This window comes from Exiguobacterium sp. s145, assembly GCF_018618835.1.
Classification (GTDB): domain Bacteria; phylum Bacillota; class Bacilli; order Exiguobacteriales; family Exiguobacteriaceae; genus Exiguobacterium_A; species Exiguobacterium_A artemiae.
On sequence record NZ_JACSMV010000002.1, the window covers coordinates 335,356 to 357,391 of the forward strand.

Here is a 22,036-nt window from a genome sequence, read left to right on the forward strand (position 1 = left end):
TAACCTAACCATCGCACCAGTCACTGGTTCCGTATTCATCGGGAACAGCAACAGATTGACGAATCAGTTAGTGCAGTCCGAAAGCAACTACATTCACCCGGTTTTCCCACATCTATGTTTGCATTCAGTGTTGAATTACGGTCAATCATTTCGCGCCCGCGACTTTGTCCGGCGATTTTAAGAAACTTTTGACTATTTATATCCGGTCCCGGACACACAAAGTACATCACCTGCCCAATCGAGTTTCTTCACTTCGTATTCTTTTTTGATACAGTATTAATTTGGATGGTTTCCGCTTTCGTGACGACTTCTCCAAGCGGTAGTTGTGTCACTTGAATCATCTTAATAAGTTGAGCGGACACTTTTTCCGGTCATATTACGACGAAAAAACACCTTCCTGTTTAGATAAGGAAGGTGTCACAAGATTTTTATTGACGATCCCAAAAACGAGCTTGGGCAATTCCCTTGATGAAGTGCCCGACATGATCCGAGTCGTCTTCAACAATTTCAAAAACACCGGGTTGGTCGCGTTTAACACGGCATTTTTCAAGTGCTTGTTTGTCATGCACATGAAGTGCAAGGGGTTTGTAATGTTTATAAGTGTTTTCAATAAATTCAAGGACCGTATCCTCAATTTCAGATGCCGTGCTGACTAAAAAGGCAGCATCAAACAAACTGGAATCCACCGTATCATACGTTTCCTTGATTTTTAAACTCCCGATGGTCTGAGCGCGCTTCGCGACGAGACTGTAATTGATACCTTGGCTGGCGAATTGTTCCACCCAGGATGTGACTTGATTCGCTTCAATGTCTCCGGCAAGCAATATAGCGACACTCCGGGTATCGGGTTTCCGGATCGTGTCTGCCATACTCAGAGCCTCGGAACGACGATCGGACTGGACACCGAGATCCTCCGTCGGTGGTTCAATGCCAATGTTCGCTGCCACAACCGTCGCCAACTTATGATCGATACGGTTCAACAAATCGACGGCATTGACTTTCACGAGATCGGCTTCACACTTACCGAGTTCAAAACTGCATGCTTCTTGAATATGCTGTTTTTCCACTTCAGTCATACTGTTATAAAAAAGTTTCGCTTGCGAATAAAAATCAAGGAAACTCTCACTCCGTCCCCGGACTTTATGTCCATCGACCTTTTCCTGATAATGTTCAAAGCCGCCCTGTTCAACCGGTACCGGCGCAGGCTGATTATCGTTAAGAGCATTTTTATGATAACTTGTCTGTCCCCGGTCGATGTTCATCTGATGCATGCCGTCCCGTTGGTTATTGTGGAACGGACAAACCGGTTTGTTGATCGGGATTTGATGGAAGTTTGGTCCGCCAAGACGCGAAAGCTGCGTGTCGGTATAGGAAAACAAACGGCCTTGCAGAAGCGGATCATTTGAAAAATCAATTCCCGGTACGATGTGTCCAGGATGGAATGCCACTTGTTCAGTTTCGGCAAAAAAATTATCGACGTTGCGATTAAGTGTCATCTTTCCGACAAGGCGAACCGGAATGTCTTCTTCCGGCCATAACTTCGTAGGATCCAGGATATCAAAATCAAACTTGAATTCATCCTCTTCTGCAATCAGCTGTAAACCGAGTTCCCATTCCGGGAAGTCCCCTTTATTGATTGCCTCGTACAAATCAACCCGGTGGAAATCCCCGTTTTTCCCGAGTGCTTTTTGTGCTTCGTCCCAAACGAGCGAATGTACACCCAATTTCGGTTTCCAGTGAAACTTTACGAAATGGGCTTTTCCCTCAGCATTGACGAGACGGAATGTATGCACCCCAAATCCTTCCATCATCCGCAAGCTGCGCGGAATGCCACGGTCACTCATCGCCCACATCACCATGTGTGCTGTTTCGTGATTTTGCCCGACAAAATCCCAAAATGTATCGTGGGCACTCGCGCCTTGTGGGACTTCTGTATGCGGTTCCGGTTTGACCGCGTGGACGAGGTCGGGAAATTTAATGGCATCCTGGATGAAGAAAACCGGGATATTATTCCCTACAAGATCATAGTTTCCTTCATCCGTATAAAATTTCGTTGCAAAACCACGGACATCGCGAACCGTATCACCGGACCCACGTGATCCTTGGACCGTAGAGAAACGAACAAAAACAGGTGTTGTTTTTGAAGGATCCTTTAAAAAGTCGGCTTTCGTCAGTTCATTAAGCGATTCATATACCTGAAATTCGCCGTGGGCACCGACACCCCGTGCATGGACGATCCGTTCCGGGATGCGTTCATGATCAAAATGCGTCATCTTTTCTCTGAAATGGAAGTCTTCCATCAAGGTCGGTCCCCGTAATCCCGCTTTCAGCGAAAATTCGTCCTCCGCAATTTTCAACCCTTGGTTTGTCGTCAACCCCGCCTTTTTCGTATGATCAATTTGATGCGCCTTCAACTGTTCTTCTTTTTTGTTTCCCATATCTGTACCTCCCCGTAAGTACTGAACCGTTCCACGCTACCTTGTCTCAAATGCCAGCCAACGTGTTCCGTTTGGTTTAATAAGGCGTCGGATCCTCTTGCGGTGTATCCGGAATTTCCGTTGGTTCCGGGAACGTGTCCGGCTCCGGTTGACGGATCGGATCTTCCTGCGGCGTCTCCGGAATTTCTGACGGAGGTGTCGTCGGAATTTCGTCCGGTTGTTGATTCGGTTCGTGTTCTGGAACTTCATTCGGATTTTTCTTCATGATTATTTCCTCCTTATGATGTGATGAAATCGCCGCCGTTGATATGAATCGTCTGACCGGTGACGTAACTTGAGTCGCGTGACGCCAGATAAACGTATGCCGGTGCGTTTTCAGACGGTTGTCCGCGTCGTTTCATCGGTGTGTCTTCCCCGTGTGCTTCGACTTTTTCTTTTGAGAACGTCGCTGGGATGAGCGGCGTCCAAATCGGTCCGGGTGCGACCGCGTTGACACGGATTCCTTTTTCAATCAGGTTTGATGCCAGCGAACGGGTCAACGTCGTGATCGCCCCTTTGGTCGCCGAGTAATCGATTAGTGATGGTGCCCCGCGATACGCCGTGACGGACGATGTATTGATGATTGAATCTTCCTTGTTCAAATGCGGTAACGCAGCCTGCGTCAGATAGAACATCGAAAAGAGATTCGTTTCGAACGTCTCTTTTAACTGATCTGGTGTAATCGCCAAGAAATCGTCTTGTGGGAACTGTTTTCCGGCATTGTTGACCAGGATATTCAATTGACCAAATTCTTGAATAACCTGATCAATGATCGGTTGGGCATTCTCCGGTTGACTGACATCTTTCGCAAATGCCAACGCTTTGACACCGTACCCTTCAATCAGCTGTTTTGTTTTTTCCGCATCCTGTCCTTCATTCAAGTAAACGATGGCGACATTTGCGCCCTCTTTGGCATAAGCAATCGCGACGGCACGCCCAATGCCGCTGTCTCCGCCCGTTATCAACGCCACTTTGCCTTTCAACTTACCTGATCCGACGTATTCCGGGTCGTCGTACACCGGTTCAGGATGCATTTCCGCTTCGATTCCCGGTTGCTGATCCTGTGTTTGTCCCCGTGCTTGTTGATGCATCTGCTCCAATTCTTCTTCGCGCATATGACCCAACCCCTTTTCACTATTTAATGACTACCTTCATTAACATTCCCTTGCCATATATCAATAAACGTCTAACGAAAAAAAAACGATAAAAATTATCGTTTTTTTTAGTTCGTTTCTTCTATATGAGGAGAAGAAACGTAACACAGTCATTCTTCATTTGAAAATAATGGCGACCATTCACCAGACTGAATCATTTTCATCAATTTTTCAGGATACAGCTTCACTGTCTCTAATTGTTCGATTGGAACATATCGATAAATCAATTCTTCGCCTTCCACTCCGAAAAATTCTTCGGTCGTGACCGCCATATCACCCAAAATAGTTACTTCATAATAAAAGCCGACTTCATGAAAAGATACGTCTTCATATGTAAAAAAGTTTTCATGAACGGATAAAAAGCGTGTGACCTCGGCCTTTAATCCGAGTTCTTCTTTGATTTCCCGGACGATAGCCGCCTCCCCGTTCTCCATCAATTGAATCCTTCCGCCCGGCAATGCCCAAAACTCATCCCGGACATTCCGATGAATCAACAGATGTCCGTCTTTGATAATGACTGCCGCTGCCCGGTGGTTAAAGCGTTGTTGCCCTACTGTAAACTTGATATCCATCTTCATCTTCTCCTCCAATTCGCTATCGACCCATACTTTATCACATTTTCACATATTCCGGATTATGTCATAAAACTCATACCCTGTAATAAAATTTTCCCTGGTATAACGGTATTTCAGAATCATTCCTATCGATATATTACAATACATATTAATTACCTATATTTAAGCAATCAAACTGAAATATTATTTTCAAAACACTCGATGCTATACTCGGTTTATCAAATTCACTACTTCGACGCAGTATTCATATACAGCCTACAACTTATAGACAGATGCGATCTGTCACAACTCATCGACCGTCAATTGTTTTCACATCAGGAGGAACTACTACATGAAACGTATTTTAACAACCGTCACGATGAGCGCACTCGTCGTTTCAGGATTTGCTAGCACGGGTACAGGTAAGGTCGAGGCTGCAAGCTCTTCTTCTTACAAAGTCAAAGTCATGGCCGATGGATTACGTGTCCGGACCGGTCCTTCCACAAAATATAAAATCGTCGGCGGTGTCAATGCCGGAAAAACTTTTAAATACTATGGTAAAAAAGGCAAGTGGACAAAAATTTCGTACGGCGGTAAAAAACGGTACGTCTATTCCAGTTATGTAAAACGATACAGCATCGGGAAAAAGGCAACAGCCAAAAAAGCTTCCCACTCGACAGGTTTCCTCCGTCCGACAAGCGGACGCATTTCTCAAGGATACGGAAAAGCGAGCGGCCGCTACGGATATACGTTCCATAACGGCATCGACATCGCAGCAGCCACAGGGAAAACGGTCCGTGCGACTGCTTCCGGCAGAGTCATTAAATCAGGTTATCAAGGCGCCTACGGCAACTATGTCATGATGAAACATAAAGTGAACGGTTCAACCTACACAAGTGTTTATGCTCATCTCAGCAAACGTTCCGTCTACACCGGTCAATCAGTCGCAAAAGGCTCAAAAATCGGAAATGTCGGCAGCACCGGAAACTCAACCGGTTCACACCTTCACTTCGAACTGCACCGCGGCGGTTACATTTACAGCGGAACTTCAGCCGTCAACACGATCAATCCGCTCAGCGTCTTATAATCATTTCGGACAGCCGTTTTCGGTTGTCCGTTTTTTTAAACCTTTTTGAAAATAAGTCCTCTGAAATAAATTCATTCTAATTATTGGAAAATTCATCATAACATACTGATTGTTCTGATTTCCTGACACTTTTTAAAAATCATTGTCTAATCAATAAAAATCTGACTTTTACAGAAAAATCAATAAGAATTAAAATTCCTAAATTAAGGTAAAATAGATTTTCTGTTCTCTATAATATAAAATATCGAAACATTATAGAAATAATATTGTAATATTTAAACATTTTTACTAATGGTACACTCATCTAAGAAATCATAGAACAACCTTACATATTGCTCCACCCACATACGGATTCAGTCCGACAGATTCAAAGGAGGATTTACTGATTTGAAAAAATTACTTACTACGCTGACGGTATCCGCTATCGCCGTCGCCGGTTTCTCGACATATGCCGTACCAAAAGCAGATGCGGCAACGTTTTATAAGGTCAAAGTCATGAACGACGGATTACGGGCACGGACCGGTCCTGCTACAACATACGGGATCATCACCGGTCTTGATAAAGGCGATACATACAAATACTTAGGCCGGACCGGAAATTGGACAAAAATTATGTACGGATCACGTAAAGTCTACGTCTCTTCTACATATGTCAAAAAATATTCTGTCACGACATCATATAAAATCAAAATCATGGTCGATAATCTCCGCGTCAGAAGCAGTTCGTCCACAAGCAGTTCTCAGGTCGGGATCGTCAACAGCGGACAAACCTTCCGTTACCTCGGTCGGACGGGAGACTGGATTAAATTCTTATATAATGGCAACAAACGATTTGTCCATGCCGATTATGTTAAAAAATATACGGTCACGAGCTTAACCAATTCGGGTGGGGCAACCAAAGCCTCAAACGATTTCATCACGCCGACCAGTGGACCGATCACGCAAGGATATGGTCAAGCAAGCGGTGTCTACGGCTATACGTTCCATAACGGAATCGATTACGGTGCCCCGAAAGGCACACCGGTTTATGCAACGGCAGCCGGGAAAGTCATCACTTCTCAATTAAAAGGTGCGTACGGCAATTATGTCATGGTCAAGCATTCGATTGACGGCGCTTCCTTCACGAGTCTCTATGCCCACATGAACAGCCGATCGGTCTCAGTCGGACAATCGGTCTCAAAAGGACAGCTTCTCGGTACGGTCGGTCAAACAGGAAATGCGTTCGGAACGCATCTTCATTTTGAACTGCATCGCGGAACATACGTCTACAGTGCGACATCGGCGGCAAGCAGCGTCAATCCCTTGAACTACTTATAACGATTTGATCACTCCCTCATTTCTTATGAAGTGAGGGGGTGTTTGTCTCTACAGATATTCCATACATCGATTTAAGGCTCGGGCAGTTGCGTTTCAATCTCTTCCATCCGTGGGAAATGAACCATACGTCGATTGACCACAGACGTTTTGTATTTTATAATTCAAACAGACATTTGAATGTAACAGGAGGGACCGTTATGGCACATGACCATGATCACCATCATCATCATCATCACACGGATAATAAAAAAGTTTTACTTCTGTCATTCGTTATCATCACGCTGTTTATGATCGTCGAGGTGATTGGCGGATTTTGGACGAACAGTCTCGCTTTGTTATCGGACGCCGGACATATGCTGAGTGACTCGATTTCACTTGCGATTGCGCTCGCTGCCTTTCACTTCTCAAACCAGAAACCGGATGCGAATAAGACGTTCGGCTCAAAGCGGTTCGAAATTCTCGCGGCGATCTTTAACGGTGTTGCCCTGATCGGCATTTCGCTTTATATCTTTGTCGAAGCCGTCCAGCGGTTTGTTGATCCTCCGGCTGTCGCAACGACCGGGATGTTAATCATCAGTACACTCGGGCTTCTTGTGAACTTACTCGTTGCCTGGATCATGACGCGCGGCGGCGGACATGAAGACAATCTGAACATGCGCGGTGCGTACCTGCATGTCTTAAGTGACATGCTCGGATCCATCGGCGCCATCATTGCCGCCCTGTTGATCCTGTTCTTCGGCTGGGGAATTGCGGATCCGCTCGCCAGTATCATCGTCGCAATTCTCGTTCTGCGCAGCGGCTATTACGTGACGAAGGCCGCGGTCCATGTCCTGATGGAAGGCACACCGAGCGATGTCGATATCGAACAGGTCGTCTCGACCATTCAGACGAATGAAGCAATTCTCGGTCTGCACGATCTTCACATTTGGTCGATTACGAGCGGTTACAATGCGTTATCCTGCCACGTCGTCGTGAAAGACGACATGACGGTCCGTGAATCGGAGTCGATCCGGGAACAACTGGACCATGACTTAAAACATGTCGGTATCACCCATGCCACGATTCAGGTCGAGACCGCTCAGCACGAGCATGAGAATCAGCTGTACTGTCATGGGGAACAGAAGCATGTGCATTAACAAGAACCGTTCTTAAACCAAAAAGGCGATTTCCCTTCAATCGGGAGAATCGCCTTTTTGCTTATCATTCGTGCCACGTTTCGTCAGTTCTTTACTTTCGCCTGATAGGCTTTTGAATAACGGTCGGCGGCAATGATGGCATCCGCCACTTCATCCGCCGTCACATCAAAGCCGCTGTGAATCGTCTCACCTTCTGCAGTCGCTGCCTCACCGACTTTTAAGATATCTTCACGTGAAGCATCTTTCAGTTTGACGTCTTCCAGCGTGACCGGCAGTCCGAGATCCATATAGAATGCAATGTACCGTTCGATTTCTTCCTGCGGGTGTTCTTCGAGCGCTAACTGGACGAGCGTCCCGAACGCGACCTTTTCCCCGTGCGTCAAATGGTGGATGTCTCCGTCAAGTGCTGTGAATCCGTTATGAATGGCGTGCGCTGCTGCCAGTCCTCCACTTTCAAAACCAAGACCGCTCAGCAACGTATTGGCTTCGACGACGGCTTCAAGGGCCGGTGTGACGACCTTTGCCTGGACTGATTCATACGCAAGTCGTCCGTGTTCAAAAAGGACTTCCTCACAGCGTTTCGCAATCGCTTCTGCCGCAATCGTCGGCCGTCCTCCGGCCATCGTCGTTCCACCGAAGGCAATGACACTCCGGACTTCGACCCATGTCGCCAGTGCATCGGCAATCCCCGAGGCAAAGAACCGCGCCGGTGCTTCCGAGATCAATTTTGTATCGACCAAAACAAGATCCGGATTTTTGTTATAAAAACGGTAACTCTCAAAGATTCCCTCATCCGAATAGATGACGGACAGTGCACTTGTCGGCGCATCGGTCGAAGCGATCGTCGGTACGATGACGACCGGCAGATGGAACTCGTCCGAAACGGCTTTTGCCGTATCAAGCGTCTTCCCGCCCCCGACCCCCATGACGAATTTCACGCCGGCATCCTTGGCTTGTGCGGCAATCCGTTCGACCTCATGTTTTGAGGCTTCACCGCTGAAATCTGCTTTTTCAATTTTGATTCCTTCTGCTGAAAATGAAGCATGGACACGTTCCTCGACGATTTTCCAAACGACATCATCGGCGATCACTAGGGCCACGTCTCCAATCGGACTCACATATGTACCGAGCCGATCAATGACATTTTTCCCTTGGACATACTTCGCCGGACTAATGAAAACACGTTCTGACATGTTCAACATCCTTTCTTTCTTCAACGACAGTCTCAACAATGGCTTACATTTTAAGCCATTCCTTTTCGGTCTGTTCGTTAAACGCAAAAAACCGTTTCGATTCGAAATCGAAACGGCTTCTTTCCAGACCAACTGAATTTAAGCAACCCGTGACTGTTCCGTCCGGTATGCTTTTTTCCGACCGAACAATCCGCCGAGGACAGCCCCGATAATCGCCGGAACGACCCAACCGAGTCCGACGGAAAAGAACGGCAACACGTTTTCAAAGACACGCAAGACCGGTTCGACCGGTGCTTTCGCCACCTTCAGTCCGTCAAACAGACTGACGGCAAAGGTCATCCACATCGCCCCTTGATAGACAGCCGGTTTTCCTTTAAAGACGTTATGTAAGAACGTCAGGAAAATCAGACAGATCGCTAACGGATACAGTGTCAACAGAACCGGTTTGGAGATTGCGATCAACTGTGTCAGTCCGATATTGGCGACAAGTGCACTGAAGATCGACAGACCAATCGTCCATTTGACATACGAAATCCGCGGCAACAACAGTGAGAAGAACGACGCACAGGCAGTAATCAGTCCGACACTCGTCGTCAGACACGCGACCGTGATCATCAATCCAAGTAAAATCGAACCGTATGAGCCGAAGTAATAATCGGACACCGCCGACAGAATTTCCGCTCCGTTCGTCAATGGACCGATTTTTGAGATGCTCGATGCGCCCATGAAGGCAAGCGCTGAATACGTGACGGCCAGTAAACTTGCTGCAATCAAAGCGGCTTTCGAACAAATGACGAGCAATTGTTTTTTCGACGTGACCCCTTGGTCTTTAATCGCCGAAATGATGATGATTCCGAACACAAACGCTCCGAGGGCATCAAGCGTCAAATAGCCTTCCTGGAAGCCGTTAAAAAAGGCATTGTGCTGATATGTCGTCAAAGGATTCTGAAAACTTCCGATCGGTTTAATCACGGCAACGAGAATCAATAAGCCGATAAACGTGATCTTAATCGGTGTCAGGATTTTGCCGACGACATCGACGATTTTTGTCGGATTCAATGATAACAGACACGCGACCGTATAAAACAGAATCGAAAAAATCAGTAATGGTGTCGACGATGCCCCTTCTCCGAAGAAAGGTTTGATACCAATCTCGTACGAAACGGTTCCGGCACGCGGAATCGCAAAAAACGGACCGATTGCCAAGTACAAGATGATCGCAAAGACAAGACCAAAGATCGGATGGACCCGTGACGCCATCGCCCGTAAGTCCGGTTCACCGGAATAAGCAAATGCCAAGATGGCAAGCAACGGCAACCCGACGCCTGTGACCAGGAATCCGGCGTTGGCAATCCAGACGTTCTCACCTGCCATTTGTCCGAGCATCGGTGGAAAAATCAAATTTCCGGCCCCGAAAAACAAGGCAAACAGCATCATACCGATGACGACGATAAAGGATGTTGGAACTGTTTTAGACATAAGAAACCTCCACTATTAAATTACGACCTGATTCGTTGACTCGAGCAAAATCAGGTACTTCGTCCGAAAGGATAACATAGGTTTGTGACCTCATGCTAGGAGTTTATCTGGTGAATATTCTGAAAATTTAGCTGAAAACGTTCTCGTATCCTTCAATAGCGAAATATTGCCATTTTGGGGTTGTTCTTTTGTAATCGGTAACATAAGTTCATCTGACTAGGAGGAAATCATGAAACTTTTACCAATTACTTTACGTATGGATAATTATGGTTTTTTAGACAAAGGAGGAACCTGGATGAAACGACTTTTACTTGCCGCTACCTTGACCAGTCTGCTTGCAGGCTGTACCGATGCGCCGGAAGCTGAAAAGGCCGAACCGCAGAAATTGACCTTCAAACAAGATCATCAGACGATTCAAATCATTCCGCTGTACGATGCCTATCAGTCGTATGTCGATGCGACATTAAAAGAGCCGACCGAGAATGGGGCCCTGTTCGAGAAACATGTGTTGGCTACGAAACACAAATGGATTGAAAAAGAAAAACTGACAGATACATATACAGACCGGCGGATTTTAGATATCCCGACCGACAATGCAGAAGAGCTGAACAAAACGATTGTCTACTTGAAAAAACATCAGGATGCCATTCAGCAACAGATTAAAAAAAGTCTTCAGACTTCGATTGATGCATTGCCTCGAACCGATAAGCTGACGGTCTTTGTCGCACCTTACAATGTCCATAATCCGGCCGAGATAAAGCGCCATGGCGGAGTCACCGGTTTTGCCTCAGGAACTGATATGTTCACGCTCTACCTGGCTAAAGGTTTTTCAACAGATACACTTGCCAATGCTGTCGCCCATGAGTACCACCATACCGTTGCTTTTAAAAGCAACACGCACGACTCGATGTTCAATGGCATCATGTTAGAAGGTGAAGCCGACATGTTTGCTGCACAGGTTTATCCAAAAGGGAAATCGGAAGCGACAGAACCGTTACTCGATCATACGCTCGAAAATCTGTTGACACAGATCAACAACCATAACGTCGATGCATACGATTTACGATACGGCAACTATGACAAAGACATCCCGCCACTTGCCCAATATACGCTCGGCTATATGATCATGACGGACTTCCTTCAGAAAAATCCGGATCTTCCCGTCGCCAAATGGACCGAGATGCCGACAACTGATATTTTGAAGAAAACCGGTTATGCGAAGAAGTTGACCATCCGTTAAACAACATTCCAATAAACTGATGACAAAAACCACGGATCGCGTGTGTCTAAAGCAGACAGGCGAGCCGTGGTTTTGATTTTTTCATCTGAACACTCATTTAAAGGCCGGAATCGCCGTTTCGTCATAATTGTCTTCGAGGAATTTTTTGACTTTCGGACTTGTCATTGCTTTCGCAAGCTTCTGAATCGCTTCTGAATCCTGATTGTCCTTCCGGGCAACAAGCGTGATCGCAAAGTCATTTTCGACGCCTTCCGTGACAAGGGCATCTTTCTTCGGAGTCAGACCGAGCGGTGAAGCATAGGCCGGCGTCATGATGACCGCATCCGCATCATCATAAAGGCGGGCGAGCATCAGCAAATCCACTTCCTTAAATTTAAAGTCGCGTTTGTTTTCTGTGATGTCTTTCATCGTGTAGTACGGACCGGTTTTCTTTTTCAACTTGATCGCATCATGCTGTGCGAGCAGAGCGAGCGACCGGTCGATGTTCGAGACGTCATTTGCGACGGCAATGACAGCGCCTTTTGGCAACTGGTCCATCTTTTTGTAGTCTTTTGAGTACAGACCATAGTTTGCGAAGTAAATCGGCTTGATTGGTACCAGATTGGCTTTGTTGTTGCGGTTGAACTCTTCCATGTACGGTACGTGCTGGAAGAAGTTCGCATCAACTTCCTTCGCTGCGAGGGCACTGTTCGGTTGCACGTTGTCACTGAGAACAACGACTTCCAGGTTAATGCCTTCTTTTTTCAGTTCCGGTTTAACGAGGTCGAGAATTTCCGTCATCGGTTTGATCAGTGACGCGACTTTTAATGTCTCGGTTTTTGACGCCGATTCCTGTTCGTCTTTTTTCTCGGCGTTGCCGCATCCGGCTAACGCCAATACAACAACACTGAGTACTGCCATGATTTTTTTCATCTTGAATTCCTACTTTCAGTTAACGTTTATCGAGCAAGCGTGCTGCGGTCGTCCCGGCAAACTGAATCAGTTGCACCAGGATGACCATAATCAAAATCATATAGAGCATTAATTCCGTCTGAAATTGTTGGTAGCCGTACCGGACGGCAAAGTCACCGATGCCTCCGCCCCCGACAACCCCCATGATCGTCGAATAGGAAATGAAGCTGACGATTGACGTCGTCAGACCCAGCACAAGGCCGGACCGGGCTTCAACGAATAAAAACTTCAGGACGACTTCGCGTGTCGAAGCTCCCATCGAGACGGCCGCCTCGATGACACCTTTCGGCACTTCAAGCAACGACTGTTCGACGAGCCGTGAATAATGGGCGATTGCAATGACCGCAAGCGGGACGGTCGCTGCTGCTGTTCCGATCGCCGTCCCGATGATGAGCCGTGTAAACGGAATCAGGAAGACGACGAGCAATAAAAACGGAAACGACCGGATTGTATTGACAAATAAATTCAGAATCGAAAAGACGAACTGGTTCGACAGCAACTGTCCTTTACGTGACAGATAAAGCCAGGTCCCGAGCGGTAAACCGAGAAGAAGAGCCGCGAGAATCGAGATTCCGACCATCACGAACGTTTGTCCGATCGCCAGTCTGATTTCCGCCGCATATTCGAGCACGATGTCAGGCATGTGGATCCCTCCGCTCTGTCAATTGGGTCAGGAACCAACCGGCATCACTCGTAATTTCCGTGATTCCCGCCGGCTCGGTCGCAATCGTCGTTTCAATCTGCCCGTCTGCCATGATCGTGACCCGGTTGCAGATGCTCTGAATCACGTTCATCTCATGGCTGACGAGGACGATCGTCACGCCGAGCGTCTGATTGATATTCTGCAACACACGCAGGATTTCTGACGTCGTACTCGGATCAAGTGAAGACGTCGGCTCATCACACAGCAAAACGCGCGGGCGGTTCGCAAGCGCCCGGGCAATCGCGACACGCTGCTTTTGTCCTCCGCTCAGTTCGGACGGATACTTTCGGGCAAAGGACTCCAGTCCGACAAATCGGAGACACTCCTCAATCCGGTTTGTCCGCTCGCGCTTTTTGACACCGGACAGTTCAAGCGAAACGGCGATGTTTTGTTCGACCGTCTTGTTTCCGACGAGATTAAAGTCCTGAAAAATCATGCCGATATTTTGACGGGTCTGCCGCAGCTGTCGGTTCGACAGATTCGTTAAATCCATCCCGTCAAATTCGATTCGACCGGTATCCGGTCGTTCGAGCAGATTCATCAGCCGGAGTAACGTCGATTTCCCGGCACCGCTCGCACCGATGATGCCATGAATCTCGCCCTGTTCAATCGAGAGGGCGACGGACTGGATGACCGGTTGTCCGGAAAAAGCTTTACTGACATTCTGTAATGAAATCATCTGACACCCTCCCTTACAACGTGTTTCATTTTACCGCAAGCTGTCTCTTTTTGTCATGTCGTTTGCTTCTTTTCTTTCCCGCGTCATTTTATTAATTAAGTAAACCATTTTAACAACAAAAATCTGAACCGAAGTCCAGATTTTGATGAAGCGATTTTAATTACTCTTCGTACTTCTTGACGATCGTCGCAATTCCTTGACCGCCGCCGATGCAGAGTGTCGCCAGACCATGGCTTTCGCCGGTCCGCAACATCTCATGAATCAGGGTAACCATGATCCGTGTTCCGCTCGCGCCGATCGGGTGACCGAGGGCAATTGCTCCGCCGTTACGGTTTAGCTTCGCCGGATCAAACCGGAGTTCCGCATCCACGGCAAGTGATTGCGCCGCAAACGCTTCGTTCGCCTCGATGACGTCGATGGCGTCCAGTTCAAGACCGGCTTTATGCAACGCCTGGCTGACCGCTTTGACGGGACCGATCCCCATGATGCTCGGATCGACACCGGACGTACCGTTCGCAACGATCTCGACGAGTGGTGTCAGCCCGAGTTCTTTTGCCTTTCGCGCCGACATGACGACGACTGCTGCCGCTCCGTCATTGATGCCGGATGCATTACCGGCTGTCACTGTACCGCCTTTTTTGAAGGCCGGACGCAAGCGGGCAAGTGATTCCGCTGTCGTTCCGGCACGCGGGAACTCATCTTCCACAAACATAATTGGATCGCCTTTACGCTGCGGAATTTCGACCGGTGTGATTTCCGCCTGGAACCGGTTTGCTTCGATGGCCTGTCCGGCTTTTTGTTGACTGGCTGCTGCAAACTGATCCTGTGCTTCGCGGGAAATCGTGTACTGCTCGGCCAGGTTTTCTGCCGTAATGCCCATATGATAATCGTTAAAAGCACACTCTAAACCGTCTTTGATGATCGTATCGACCAACGGCTGGTCTCCCATCCGTAAGCCGGTCCGGGCACCGCTTAACACGTACGGTGCCTGACTCATGTTTTCCATCCCGCCGGCGACGATGATGTCGGCCTCACCGGATTTGATCGCTTGGAAAGCAAGATGAATTGCCTTCAGCCCGGAACCGCAGACTTTGTTGATCGTCATGGCCGGAACCGTTTCCGGCAGTCCGGCGAGGAGACTTGACTGACGGGCCGGGTTTTGTCCGAGTCCTGCCTGCAGGACATTACCCATAATGACTTCCTCGACGAGATCTGGTGCCACATTTGCTTGTTCAAGTGCTGCCCGGATAACCGTTGCTCCAAGCTTCGTTGCCGGAACGTCCTTTAGACTGCCGTTAAAACTGCCGATTGCCGTTCGTGTCGCACTGACGATGACGACTTGCTCACTCATGCTGATTTCCCCCTTATTGAATCGTATAACCGCCGTCTAAGACGTTGGCCTGACCCGTAATCCCTTTTGCTTTACGGCTCGCAAGGAATAGCGCATAATCCGCGATTTCCTCGACTTCAAGCAACCGTTTTTGCGGAACGAGCGGATAGATGACATCTTCGAGGACTTTTTCCAGTTCGACCTGGCGCGTCTTCGAAAGATCCGCCATCTGATTGCGGACGAGAGGTGTATCGACGTAACCCGGGCATAACGCGTTGACGGTGATGCCGTGTTCGGCCCCTTCGAGTGCCGCGACTTTCGTCAGACCGAGCAGACCGTGTTTGGCCGAGTTATAGGCCGCTTTTCCGGCAAAGCCGATCAAGCCGTTAATCGATGCCATGTTGATGATCCGGCCGTATCCTTGCTCCTTCATGAGTGGAAACGCATGTTTAATCGCCATGAACGGAGCCGTCAGCATGATTTTAATCATCAGTTCGAACTTCTCTGTCGGGAAGTCTTCGATTGGTGAGACGTGCTGTAAACCGGCATTGTTGATCAGGACATCAAGTCGACCGTACCGCTTGATCGTCTCGGCAAAAACCGACTGAACCTGTGCTTCATCCGTCACGTTCAGCGTCAGTCCGATGACATCATGTCCCGCTTCCTGTAACGACTTCGCTGCTGTTTCAGCTGCTTCCGTGTTGACGTCCGTAATGACGACCTTTGCTCCTGCTTCGGCGAAGGCTTTTGAGATTTCCAGTCCGATCCCGCTTCCTGCTCCCGTCACGAGGACGATATCTCCGTTGACCATCTGACTCACTCCCCTATGCTGATGCGTTCAAGTTCCGGACTGACGGTAAAGGCTGCTTCCGTTACGTTGCGGATGTCTTCGACGGTCAATCCGTCTAATGTCTCAATCAAGACCATCCCGGTTTCCGTGAAATCAAAGACGGCTTTGTCCGTGATCAACCGGTTGACGACTTGACTGCCGGTTAATGGTAACGTACAACGTGTCTTAACCTTTGACTCGCCGTATTTATTGACGTGTTCCATGATGATGACGACCCGTTTCGCGCCGTTGACGAGATCCATTGCCCCGCCCATTCCCTTGACCATCTTGCCGGGAATCATCCAGTTTGCGAGGTCCCCGTTTTCGGCGACTTCCATTCCGCCAAGAATCGCGAGATCAATGTGACCGCCGCGGATCATCGCAAACGATTCGGCACTGTCGAAATAGGACGCGCCTTTTTGTGCCGTAACCGTCTCTTTGCCGGCATTGATTTCGTCGGCGTCGACTTCATGTTCGAGCGGATACGGTCCAATCCCGAGCAACCCGTTTTCCGATTGCAGCATGACATGCCGATCATCCGGAATCGCATTGGCAATCAGTGTCGGAATCCCGATTCCGAGATTGACGTACATGCCGTCCTCGATTTCCTGCAGCGCGCGGTTGATAATGATTTCTCTTGACGTTACCATAGTGTCTCCCCCTTATGCTTCCCGGACTGTCCGGCGTTCGATGCGTTTTTCGTAGTCCGTCCCGACGATGATCCGCTGGACGTAAACGGCCGGTGTATGGATCTCGTTCGGATCGAGTTCACCTACTTCGACCAGTTCCTCGACTTCGACAATCGTCACTTTCCCGGCTGTCGCGACAAGCGGATTAAAGTTCCGTGATGTCTTCCGGAAGACGAGATTACCGAGCTTGTCCGCTTTCCAGGCTTTGACGAGCGCAAAGTCTCCGATGATTCCTTCTTCGAGCAGATAGGTTTTCCCGTCGAACTCTTTTTGTTCCTTGCCTTCCGCGATCGGTGTTCCGACACCGGTCGGCGTGTAAAAGCCGGGGATTCCCGCTCCACCGGCCCGGATTCGTTCGGCCAGTGTCCCCTGCGGTACGAGATCGACTTCAATCTCACGGCTTAAGTACTGTTGCTCAAACGTCTTGTTTTCTCCGACGTACGACGAGACCATTTTTTTAATCTGGCGTGATTGCAATAAGATACCGAGCCCGAAGTCATCGACACCACAGTTGTTGCTGACGACCGTTAAATCCTTGACCCCTTGTTCCTGCAGTGCCGCAATCGATTTTTCCGGAATCCCGCATAAACCGAATCCGCCGACGACGAGTGTCGCCCCGTCAAAAATATCAGCTGTCGCTTCTGTAAATGAATCGTAGATTTTCCCCTGTTGCATCGTTCATTTCCCCCTTTTTTTTTAACCCACTCACTTAATACAGACCTGTCAAATTGTACAGTCCGATCATCAGGAAGACCGTCACTGTCTTTAAAACCGTAATCATAAAGATGTCACGGTACGACTGACGGTGCGTCAAGCCGGTGACGGCAAGCAACGTGATGACGGCTCCGTTATGCGGTAACGTATCCATGCCGCCGGACGCCATCGAGATGACCCGGTGCATGACTTCCGGTGGGACGCCGCCAGACGTAATCGCTTGTGTATATTTATCCGACATCGCACTGAGCGCGATGCCCATTCCGCCGGACGCAGAACCGGTCACCCCGGCAAGGGCCGTCGTCGTGACCGCGCCGTTGACGAGCGGATCGGTGAACGTCGATGAAATCCCGTTCGAGACCGTCTTGAAGCCCGGTAAGGCGGCGATGACGCCGCCGAATCCGTACTCGGCACCCGTATTCATGACGGCGAGTAAGGCACCGCCGATGCTGAGGTTCAGTCCGGCCTGGAAATTCGTCCGGACTTTTTTGAAGTCATACAGCATCGCGGAAATGATTCCGATGATCAAGGCCATTTGGACGGACCAGATGGCAAGGACGGCCGGCGTCTCGATTTTCCCGAACGCTTCGAGACCAATTGCTGCGAAATCAAATCCTTCCGGATACCATGCCGGAATTGCGAGCGTAAAGTATTTGTTCATGACAGCGACTAAAATCAACGGCACAAAGGCCAGGACTTGGCGGTAAACCGGTTGTTGTGCCGTCTCGAGCGTCAGTTCCGGTTCATTTTTCAATTCCATCTGCGGCGCACTGCTCGCTGCCGTCGCTTCAAAGCCGGCGTAGCCTTCCCCTTCTTGATGGGCTTTCCGTTTACGGGATTCAAGATAGAACATCCCGACCGTCAGGATGATCAAGCCGCCGATTGATCCCATGATTGGTGCCGCATAGATATCTGTTTTAAAGAATGTCGTCGGAATGACGTTCTGGATTTGCGGTGTCCCCGGCAAGGCGTCCATCGTAAACGTAAATGCACCGAGGGCAATCGTTCCCGGAATCAATCGTTTCGGGATATTCGCTTCGCGGAACAGGTTTGCTGCGAACGGATAGACGGCGAAGACGACGACGAACAGGCTGACACCGCTATACGTCAAGATCGCGCCGAGCAACACGATGGCGAGAATCGCCCGTTTCGCTCCGATCATCCGAATGATCGACTTCGCGATCGATTCAGCGATTCCTGACATTTCGACGACTTTCCCGAAAATGGCTCCGAGTAAGAAGACCGGGAAGTAGGCTTTAATGAAGCCGACCATTTTTTCCATGAAGATGTTCGAGAAGAACGGTAAGACCCAATCCGGGTTCGTCAGTAAGACGGCGAACAAAGCACAGATCGGAGCAAATAAGATGACTGAAAAACCACGGTACGCTACGAACATTAATAAAGATAAGGCAAGAAGAATGATAATCAGTTCCATGGTGAATCCCCTTTAAATTTTAGTAAGCGCTTTCAATTGCTTCTTCATCATTTAACAATTGAATACATGAATGGTCAATCAAAAACCTTAAACCTATAAGTACAGCTTATAGGTTCTATAACTTCACATTATAGACACATTTTCTTTTTGATGTCTTTTTCGGAAATCTTTTCGGCAGATGAAGGACTATTTGATGTCAATAGCGTATTCTAACGGTAGAATGATTTGTTATACGAAAGCAAGGTGCCTGAATTTGAAAACCATTCTTTATGATCTTCTCCACAACCTGACTTTATTGATGAGCGGTTTTTATCTCCTTGGAAAACTGTCACCTCATCCGATTACCGTCGACTCCAAACGCTCGGTCCGCATTTTGTACGGAATCAGTTTGAGTCTTTTATCCTGGATGCTGATGCAACTGACGATTGAGCCCGTTCCCGGTGTTTTAGTCGATCTGCGGCACATTCCTGTCATCGTTGCCGCTTATTTTGCCGGTCCGTTACCGACGGCGATCGTGACGATCGTCATCATCCTCTACCGCTTCAGCATCAGCCTGAACAGTTCAGCTTATGCCGCGGCACTGTTCATCACCTTGATTGCTGTCGGGACGTCGCTGCTCGTCAAGTGGTTGCCGATCTATTCCAAGCGAACCTTTACGCTTGTCACGGTGTACGCGACTGTCCTGCACGGGATCGTCTTGATATATGTCTTAGCTGATTCTAAACTCATCATGGACATACTTAGCGTCGTCCTCCCTGCTTCATTCATCAGCAGTTGGCTTGCGCTCGTCATCACTCGTGATATCCGCTTGACAAAGCAGTCGATGCGTACATGGCAACAAACGGCGCAACGTGATTTTTTGACCGGCTTACATAATTTCCGTGCTTTTACGGACCATTTTGACGATTTAAAGCAACAAACGATTTTACAGCAACATGAAGTGGCCTTGATAACGGTTGATATCGATCACTTCAAACATGTTAATGATACGTTCGGTCATGAAGCCGGCGACGAGGTCCTGCGTCAATTCGCCTCCCGTTTGCGGGACGGAGTGACGGATGCCGGGTTCATCTCCCGCAATGGCGGCGAGGAGTTTTCCGTTCTCGTCGAACAGTTGACGGATGTAAAAGTTCTGGCGTTGGCGGAACAGTTGCGGGAACGGATTGCGACGTCTCCGTTTCAATTGTCGAATGGGACGCAACTGCCGTTGACAGCTTCGTTCGGAGTCGCACATTTCCCGAAATCAACATCACAGATTCAGCAACTTGTGACGCATGCGGACGTCGCACTTTATCATTCCAAACAAAATGGGCGCAACCGGGTGACACTTTTTACACGTGAACTCGAAGTCGCTGTGACTCATCCTGTCGATTAGGGATGGACGAATCCGGAAAAATCGGCTACGTTTGATGATGAGGAAGGTGATTCATCATGAAATTAACAAAAGGACCTTACATTATCATCGGTCTGCTGCTCGGACTGCTCTTCGGCTTCATCGGAGATAATTTTTACCTGTATGTCTCCGCCGGGATTTTAGTCGGAGCGATGCTCGAAGGGTACGTTGCCTGGCAACAACGAAAAGAACGAAACAAATCCAATCATTCCTAAGGAGGAATTAAGATGGGCTTCAGTGAACTGTTCGTCTCAACACTTGCGTATATCGGAGTGGCTACACTTTTACTTGCCATCGGCGTCGTCCTGTTTGAAGTGACGACCAAATCAAAAGAGATGGAGCTGATCCGTCAAGGAAAAAAAGCAGCCGTTTATGCATTCGGCGGACGCATCCTTGGTCTTGCGATCGTCCTCTACTCCAGTATCACGAACTCAGTCAGCATCCTCGATATGGTCTTATGGGGTGCACTCGCCATCGTCTTCCAAATCGTCCTGTTCTATTTGGCAGACTTGATCATCCCGCGAATCAGTATGACAAAAGAAATCGATGCCAATAATGAAGCTGTCGGTTTATTATTACTGTTTCTGTCGATTTCGATTGGTCTGATCATCGCCGGATCTCTTACATACTAAAAAAAAGCGCCAACAATCCGCTCTTGGATTGTCGGCGCTTTTCATTTTTCCAAATCTTCCAGTTCTTTTCGCGAACGCGGATAACCGTTCGCCTGCCACTCCGCCCGGTAAATCGAATCGAGTTTTGTCAATCCGACTTCATCCGGATCTTTATCGGCATCTGGACTTGAGTCCTGATCCAAGTGCGTCAAATACTCTTTTAACGGATCCGAAGTTCGTTTGTCCTTGTTTTTCAACAAGAGAAGACCGGCTCCAGCCAGCATACTTGCTCCGAACACATACCGTTTTCGTAACCGCATCGCTTTCCCTTCTTTCTTTTAAAACACGAACTAGACAAGTCCGCCTCCATCGCGTAAATCAGGATGTGCCAGCCGTTTGACTTGTCCTTGTTCAACTGTCAGGACATGGTCCGGTTGCCGCTCAAAATAACCGGTTTCAATCACGCCGGTCAAATTTTTCAGTTCTTTGGCAAAATGATGGACGTCTTGGACCTGCTTGAGGTCGACATCCAAAATCAGATGTCCGCCGTCCGTCACAAACGGTTTCCCGTCCTGTTCCCGCAATACCGCGTCGACATGTTTGTCCTGCAAAAAACGTTCGACATACGGTCTCGCAAAGGCATCGATTTCGACCGGTAAGGGGCCGGTCAGGTGATGGACGAACTTCGAGGCGTCCGCTAAGTAGAGCACTTCCCGGCTCATCAGCGCGACGACTTTTTCCCGAAACAAGGCACCACCGCCACCCTTCAGAACGCGGAACTGCTGATCGATTTGATCGATTCCGTCAATGATCAGATCAATCCGGGTCGCTTCTTCAAGTGACAGAAGCGGAATGTTCAACCGGTTGGCTTGTTCCACTGTCTCATCTGACGTCGCTACCCCTTGCACCTGTCCACCGGCTTCGATCCATTTGCCTAAGACCTCGATAAAACTCCGCGTCGTCGAGCCTGTCCCAAGACCCAGCACCATTCCGTTCTTGACATACTTGACGGCAGCTTCCGCCAGCATCGTTTTCTCCTGTTCATACATCGGCACCCCTCCTTCG

22 protein-coding genes and 2 pseudogenes are annotated in these 22,036 nt (G+C 48.6%); 7 read left to right on the plus strand and 17 right to left on the minus strand.

All coding sequences use genetic code 11. From position 1 onward, the window contains the following. Window positions 1–428: 428 nt before the first annotated feature. The 4 genes from KNQ07_RS04835 to KNQ07_RS04850 form a co-directional block, all read right to left on the minus strand. On the minus strand, window positions 429–2,438 hold the full coding sequence (locus KNQ07_RS04835) for a catalase (protein ID WP_214765060.1): 2,010 nt from the start codon (window positions 2,436–2,438) through the stop codon (window positions 429–431). A 76-nt stretch (window positions 2,439–2,514) separates the two neighbouring features. After that, window positions 2,515–2,703, minus strand: coding sequence for a hypothetical protein (locus KNQ07_RS04840; protein ID WP_028106573.1), 189 nt, complete (start codon window positions 2,701–2,703; stop codon window positions 2,515–2,517). A 13-nt stretch (window positions 2,704–2,716) separates the two neighbouring features. Next, window positions 2,717–3,592 (minus strand): SDR family oxidoreductase, encoded by an 876-nt coding sequence (locus tag KNQ07_RS04845; protein WP_214765062.1) that lies wholly within the window; start codon window positions 3,590–3,592, stop codon window positions 2,717–2,719. 149 nt (window positions 3,593–3,741) lie between these two features. Beyond that, on the minus strand, window positions 3,742–4,203 hold the full coding sequence (locus tag KNQ07_RS04850; protein ID WP_251135840.1) for an NUDIX hydrolase: 462 nt from the start codon (window positions 4,201–4,203) through the stop codon (window positions 3,742–3,744). 334 nt (window positions 4,204–4,537) lie between these two features. Between KNQ07_RS04850 and KNQ07_RS04855 the strand changes: the two genes are divergently transcribed. The 3 genes from KNQ07_RS04855 (at window position 4,538) to KNQ07_RS04865 (ending at window position 7,725) form a co-directional block, all read left to right on the plus strand. After that, on the plus strand, window positions 4,538–5,272 hold the full coding sequence (locus tag KNQ07_RS04855; protein WP_131502901.1) for a peptidoglycan DD-metalloendopeptidase family protein: 735 nt from the start codon (window positions 4,538–4,540) through the stop codon (window positions 5,270–5,272). Window positions 5,273–5,659: 387 nt separating this feature from the next. Next, the gene (locus KNQ07_RS04860) at window positions 5,660–6,589 is read left to right on the plus strand and encodes a peptidoglycan DD-metalloendopeptidase family protein (RefSeq protein WP_214765066.1); all 930 of its coding nucleotides are present in this window, start codon (window positions 5,660–5,662) and stop codon (window positions 6,587–6,589) included. 197 nt (window positions 6,590–6,786) lie between these two features. Further along, entirely contained in the window at window positions 6,787–7,725 is a 939-nt protein-coding gene (locus tag KNQ07_RS04865) for a cation diffusion facilitator family transporter (protein WP_214765068.1), read from the plus strand. A gap of 83 nt (window positions 7,726–7,808) precedes the next feature. Here the strand turns inward: KNQ07_RS04865 and KNQ07_RS04870 are convergent, their stop codons facing one another. Next, complete coding sequence (locus KNQ07_RS04870) at window positions 7,809–8,918, minus strand: glycerol dehydrogenase (RefSeq protein ID WP_214765070.1); 1,110 nt, start codon at window positions 8,916–8,918, stop codon at window positions 7,809–7,811. 138 nt (window positions 8,919–9,056) lie between these two features. Next, window positions 9,057–10,397 (minus strand): branched-chain amino acid transport system II carrier protein, encoded by a 1,341-nt coding sequence (brnQ, locus tag KNQ07_RS04875; RefSeq protein WP_214765072.1) that lies wholly within the window; start codon window positions 10,395–10,397, stop codon window positions 9,057–9,059. 295 nt (window positions 10,398–10,692) lie between these two features. On the opposite strand from brnQ, the gene KNQ07_RS04880 reads away from it, so the two are divergent. Then, window positions 10,693–11,637: a DUF2268 domain-containing putative Zn-dependent protease gene (locus tag KNQ07_RS04880; protein ID WP_214765074.1), complete on the plus strand. Its 945-nt coding sequence runs from the start codon at window positions 10,693–10,695 to the stop codon at window positions 11,635–11,637. A gap of 93 nt (window positions 11,638–11,730) precedes the next feature. Here the strand turns inward: KNQ07_RS04880 and KNQ07_RS04885 are convergent, their stop codons facing one another. The 9 genes and pseudogenes from KNQ07_RS04885 to KNQ07_RS16400 form a co-directional block, all read right to left on the minus strand. Then, window positions 11,731–12,549 (minus strand): MetQ/NlpA family ABC transporter substrate-binding protein, encoded by an 819-nt coding sequence (locus tag KNQ07_RS04885; RefSeq protein ID WP_012370078.1) that lies wholly within the window; start codon window positions 12,547–12,549, stop codon window positions 11,731–11,733. 19 nt (window positions 12,550–12,568) lie between these two features. Continuing rightward, a complete protein-coding gene (locus KNQ07_RS04890) occupies window positions 12,569–13,231 on the minus strand; it encodes a methionine ABC transporter permease (RefSeq protein ID WP_214765076.1) in 663 nt (220 codons plus the stop codon). Continuing rightward, window positions 13,224–13,970, minus strand: a complete 747-nt coding sequence (locus KNQ07_RS04895) for a methionine ABC transporter ATP-binding protein (RefSeq protein ID WP_214765083.1) — start codon at window positions 13,968–13,970, stop codon at window positions 13,224–13,226. The genes KNQ07_RS04890 and KNQ07_RS04895 overlap by 8 nt, the downstream gene beginning before the upstream one ends. A 160-nt stretch (window positions 13,971–14,130) precedes the next feature. Continuing rightward, complete coding sequence (locus KNQ07_RS04900) at window positions 14,131–15,321, minus strand: acetyl-CoA C-acetyltransferase (protein ID WP_214765085.1); 1,191 nt, start codon at window positions 15,319–15,321, stop codon at window positions 14,131–14,133. 13 nt (window positions 15,322–15,334) lie between these two features. Continuing rightward, window positions 15,335–16,111: a 3-hydroxybutyrate dehydrogenase gene (locus KNQ07_RS04905; RefSeq protein WP_214765087.1), complete on the minus strand. Its 777-nt coding sequence runs from the start codon at window positions 16,109–16,111 to the stop codon at window positions 15,335–15,337. A 5-nt stretch (window positions 16,112–16,116) separates the two neighbouring features. Further along, window positions 16,117–16,779 (minus strand): 3-oxoacid CoA-transferase subunit B, encoded by a 663-nt coding sequence (locus KNQ07_RS04910; protein WP_214765089.1) that lies wholly within the window; start codon window positions 16,777–16,779, stop codon window positions 16,117–16,119. A gap of 12 nt (window positions 16,780–16,791) precedes the next feature. After that, window positions 16,792–17,493, minus strand: a complete 702-nt coding sequence (locus tag KNQ07_RS04915; RefSeq protein WP_214765091.1) for a CoA transferase subunit A — start codon at window positions 17,491–17,493, stop codon at window positions 16,792–16,794. A 34-nt stretch (window positions 17,494–17,527) separates the two neighbouring features. Further along, window positions 17,528–18,235 (minus strand): annotated as a pseudogene (locus tag KNQ07_RS16395) (GntP family permease); the annotation flags it as partial. Window positions 18,236–18,321: 86 nt separating this feature from the next. Then, window positions 18,322–18,967: pseudogene (locus KNQ07_RS16400) on the minus strand (GntP family permease); the annotation flags it as partial. A gap of 253 nt (window positions 18,968–19,220) precedes the next feature. Here KNQ07_RS16400 and KNQ07_RS04925 point away from each other — a divergent pair. The 3 genes from KNQ07_RS04925 to KNQ07_RS04935 are packed head-to-tail and all read left to right on the plus strand — an operon-like array spanning window position 19,221 to window position 20,992. After that, window positions 19,221–20,342 (plus strand): GGDEF domain-containing protein, encoded by a 1,122-nt coding sequence (locus tag KNQ07_RS04925; RefSeq protein WP_214765102.1) that lies wholly within the window; start codon window positions 19,221–19,223, stop codon window positions 20,340–20,342. A 56-nt stretch (window positions 20,343–20,398) separates the two neighbouring features. Then, on the plus strand, window positions 20,399–20,575 hold the full coding sequence (locus KNQ07_RS04930) for a hypothetical protein (RefSeq protein ID WP_165871658.1): 177 nt from the start codon (window positions 20,399–20,401) through the stop codon (window positions 20,573–20,575). A 12-nt stretch (window positions 20,576–20,587) separates the two neighbouring features. Beyond that, on the plus strand, window positions 20,588–20,992 hold the full coding sequence (locus KNQ07_RS04935; RefSeq protein WP_026828679.1) for a DUF350 domain-containing protein: 405 nt from the start codon (window positions 20,588–20,590) through the stop codon (window positions 20,990–20,992). A 41-nt stretch (window positions 20,993–21,033) separates the two neighbouring features. Here KNQ07_RS04935 and KNQ07_RS04940 read toward each other — a convergent pair whose 3' ends face one another. Then, entirely contained in the window at window positions 21,034–21,291 is a 258-nt protein-coding gene (locus tag KNQ07_RS04940; protein ID WP_114596135.1) for a hypothetical protein, read from the minus strand. 30 nt (window positions 21,292–21,321) lie between these two features. After that, complete coding sequence (rpiA, locus tag KNQ07_RS04945; RefSeq protein WP_114596136.1) at window positions 21,322–22,020, minus strand: ribose-5-phosphate isomerase RpiA; 699 nt, start codon at window positions 22,018–22,020, stop codon at window positions 21,322–21,324. Window positions 22,021–22,036: the final 16 nt, after the last annotated feature.

Excerpts from the sequence above, each read along its gene's own strand:
- KNQ07_RS04880 (WP_214765074.1), top strand. The coding sequence starts at position 10,693 with ATGAAACGACTTTTACTTGCCGCTACCTTGACCAGTCTGCTTGCAGGC.
- KNQ07_RS04835 (WP_214765060.1), bottom strand. The coding sequence starts at position 2,438 with ATGGGAAACAAAAAAGAAGAACAGTTGAAGGCGCATCAAATTGATCAT.
- KNQ07_RS04865 (WP_214765068.1), top strand. The coding sequence starts at position 6,787 with ATGGCACATGACCATGATCACCATCATCATCATCATCACACGGATAAT.
- KNQ07_RS04855 (WP_131502901.1), top strand. The coding sequence starts at position 4,538 with ATGAAACGTATTTTAACAACCGTCACGATGAGCGCACTCGTCGTTTCA.
- KNQ07_RS04890 (WP_214765076.1), bottom strand. The coding sequence starts at position 13,231 with ATGCCTGACATCGTGCTCGAATATGCGGCGGAAATCAGACTGGCGATC.
- KNQ07_RS04840 (WP_028106573.1), bottom strand. The coding sequence starts at position 2,703 with ATGAAGAAAAATCCGAATGAAGTTCCAGAACACGAACCGAATCAACAA.
- KNQ07_RS04910 (WP_214765089.1), bottom strand. The coding sequence starts at position 16,779 with ATGGTAACGTCAAGAGAAATCATTATCAACCGCGCGCTGCAGGAAATC.
- brnQ (WP_214765072.1), bottom strand. The coding sequence starts at position 10,397 with ATGTCTAAAACAGTTCCAACATCCTTTATCGTCGTCATCGGTATGATG.
- KNQ07_RS04850 (WP_251135840.1), bottom strand. The coding sequence starts at position 4,203 with ATGGATATCAAGTTTACAGTAGGGCAACAACGCTTTAACCACCGGGCA.
- KNQ07_RS04885 (WP_012370078.1), bottom strand. The coding sequence starts at position 12,549 with ATGAAAAAAATCATGGCAGTACTCAGTGTTGTTGTATTGGCGTTAGCC.
- KNQ07_RS04940 (WP_114596135.1), bottom strand. The coding sequence starts at position 21,291 with ATGCGGTTACGAAAACGGTATGTGTTCGGAGCAAGTATGCTGGCTGGA.
- KNQ07_RS04870 (WP_214765070.1), bottom strand. The coding sequence starts at position 8,918 with ATGTCAGAACGTGTTTTCATTAGTCCGGCGAAGTATGTCCAAGGGAAA.
- KNQ07_RS04845 (WP_214765062.1), bottom strand. The coding sequence starts at position 3,592 with ATGCGCGAAGAAGAATTGGAGCAGATGCATCAACAAGCACGGGGACAA.
- KNQ07_RS04905 (WP_214765087.1), bottom strand. The coding sequence starts at position 16,111 with ATGGTCAACGGAGATATCGTCCTCGTGACGGGAGCAGGAAGCGGGATC.
- KNQ07_RS04930 (WP_165871658.1), top strand. The coding sequence starts at position 20,399 with ATGAAATTAACAAAAGGACCTTACATTATCATCGGTCTGCTGCTCGGA.
- KNQ07_RS04895 (WP_214765083.1), bottom strand. The coding sequence starts at position 13,970 with ATGATTTCATTACAGAATGTCAGTAAAGCTTTTTCCGGACAACCGGTC.
- KNQ07_RS04915 (WP_214765091.1), bottom strand. The coding sequence starts at position 17,493 with ATGCAACAGGGGAAAATCTACGATTCATTTACAGAAGCGACAGCTGAT.
- rpiA (WP_114596136.1), bottom strand. The coding sequence starts at position 22,020 with ATGTATGAACAGGAGAAAACGATGCTGGCGGAAGCTGCCGTCAAGTAT.
- KNQ07_RS04935 (WP_026828679.1), top strand. The coding sequence starts at position 20,588 with ATGGGCTTCAGTGAACTGTTCGTCTCAACACTTGCGTATATCGGAGTG.
- KNQ07_RS04900 (WP_214765085.1), bottom strand. The coding sequence starts at position 15,321 with ATGAGTGAGCAAGTCGTCATCGTCAGTGCGACACGAACGGCAATCGGC.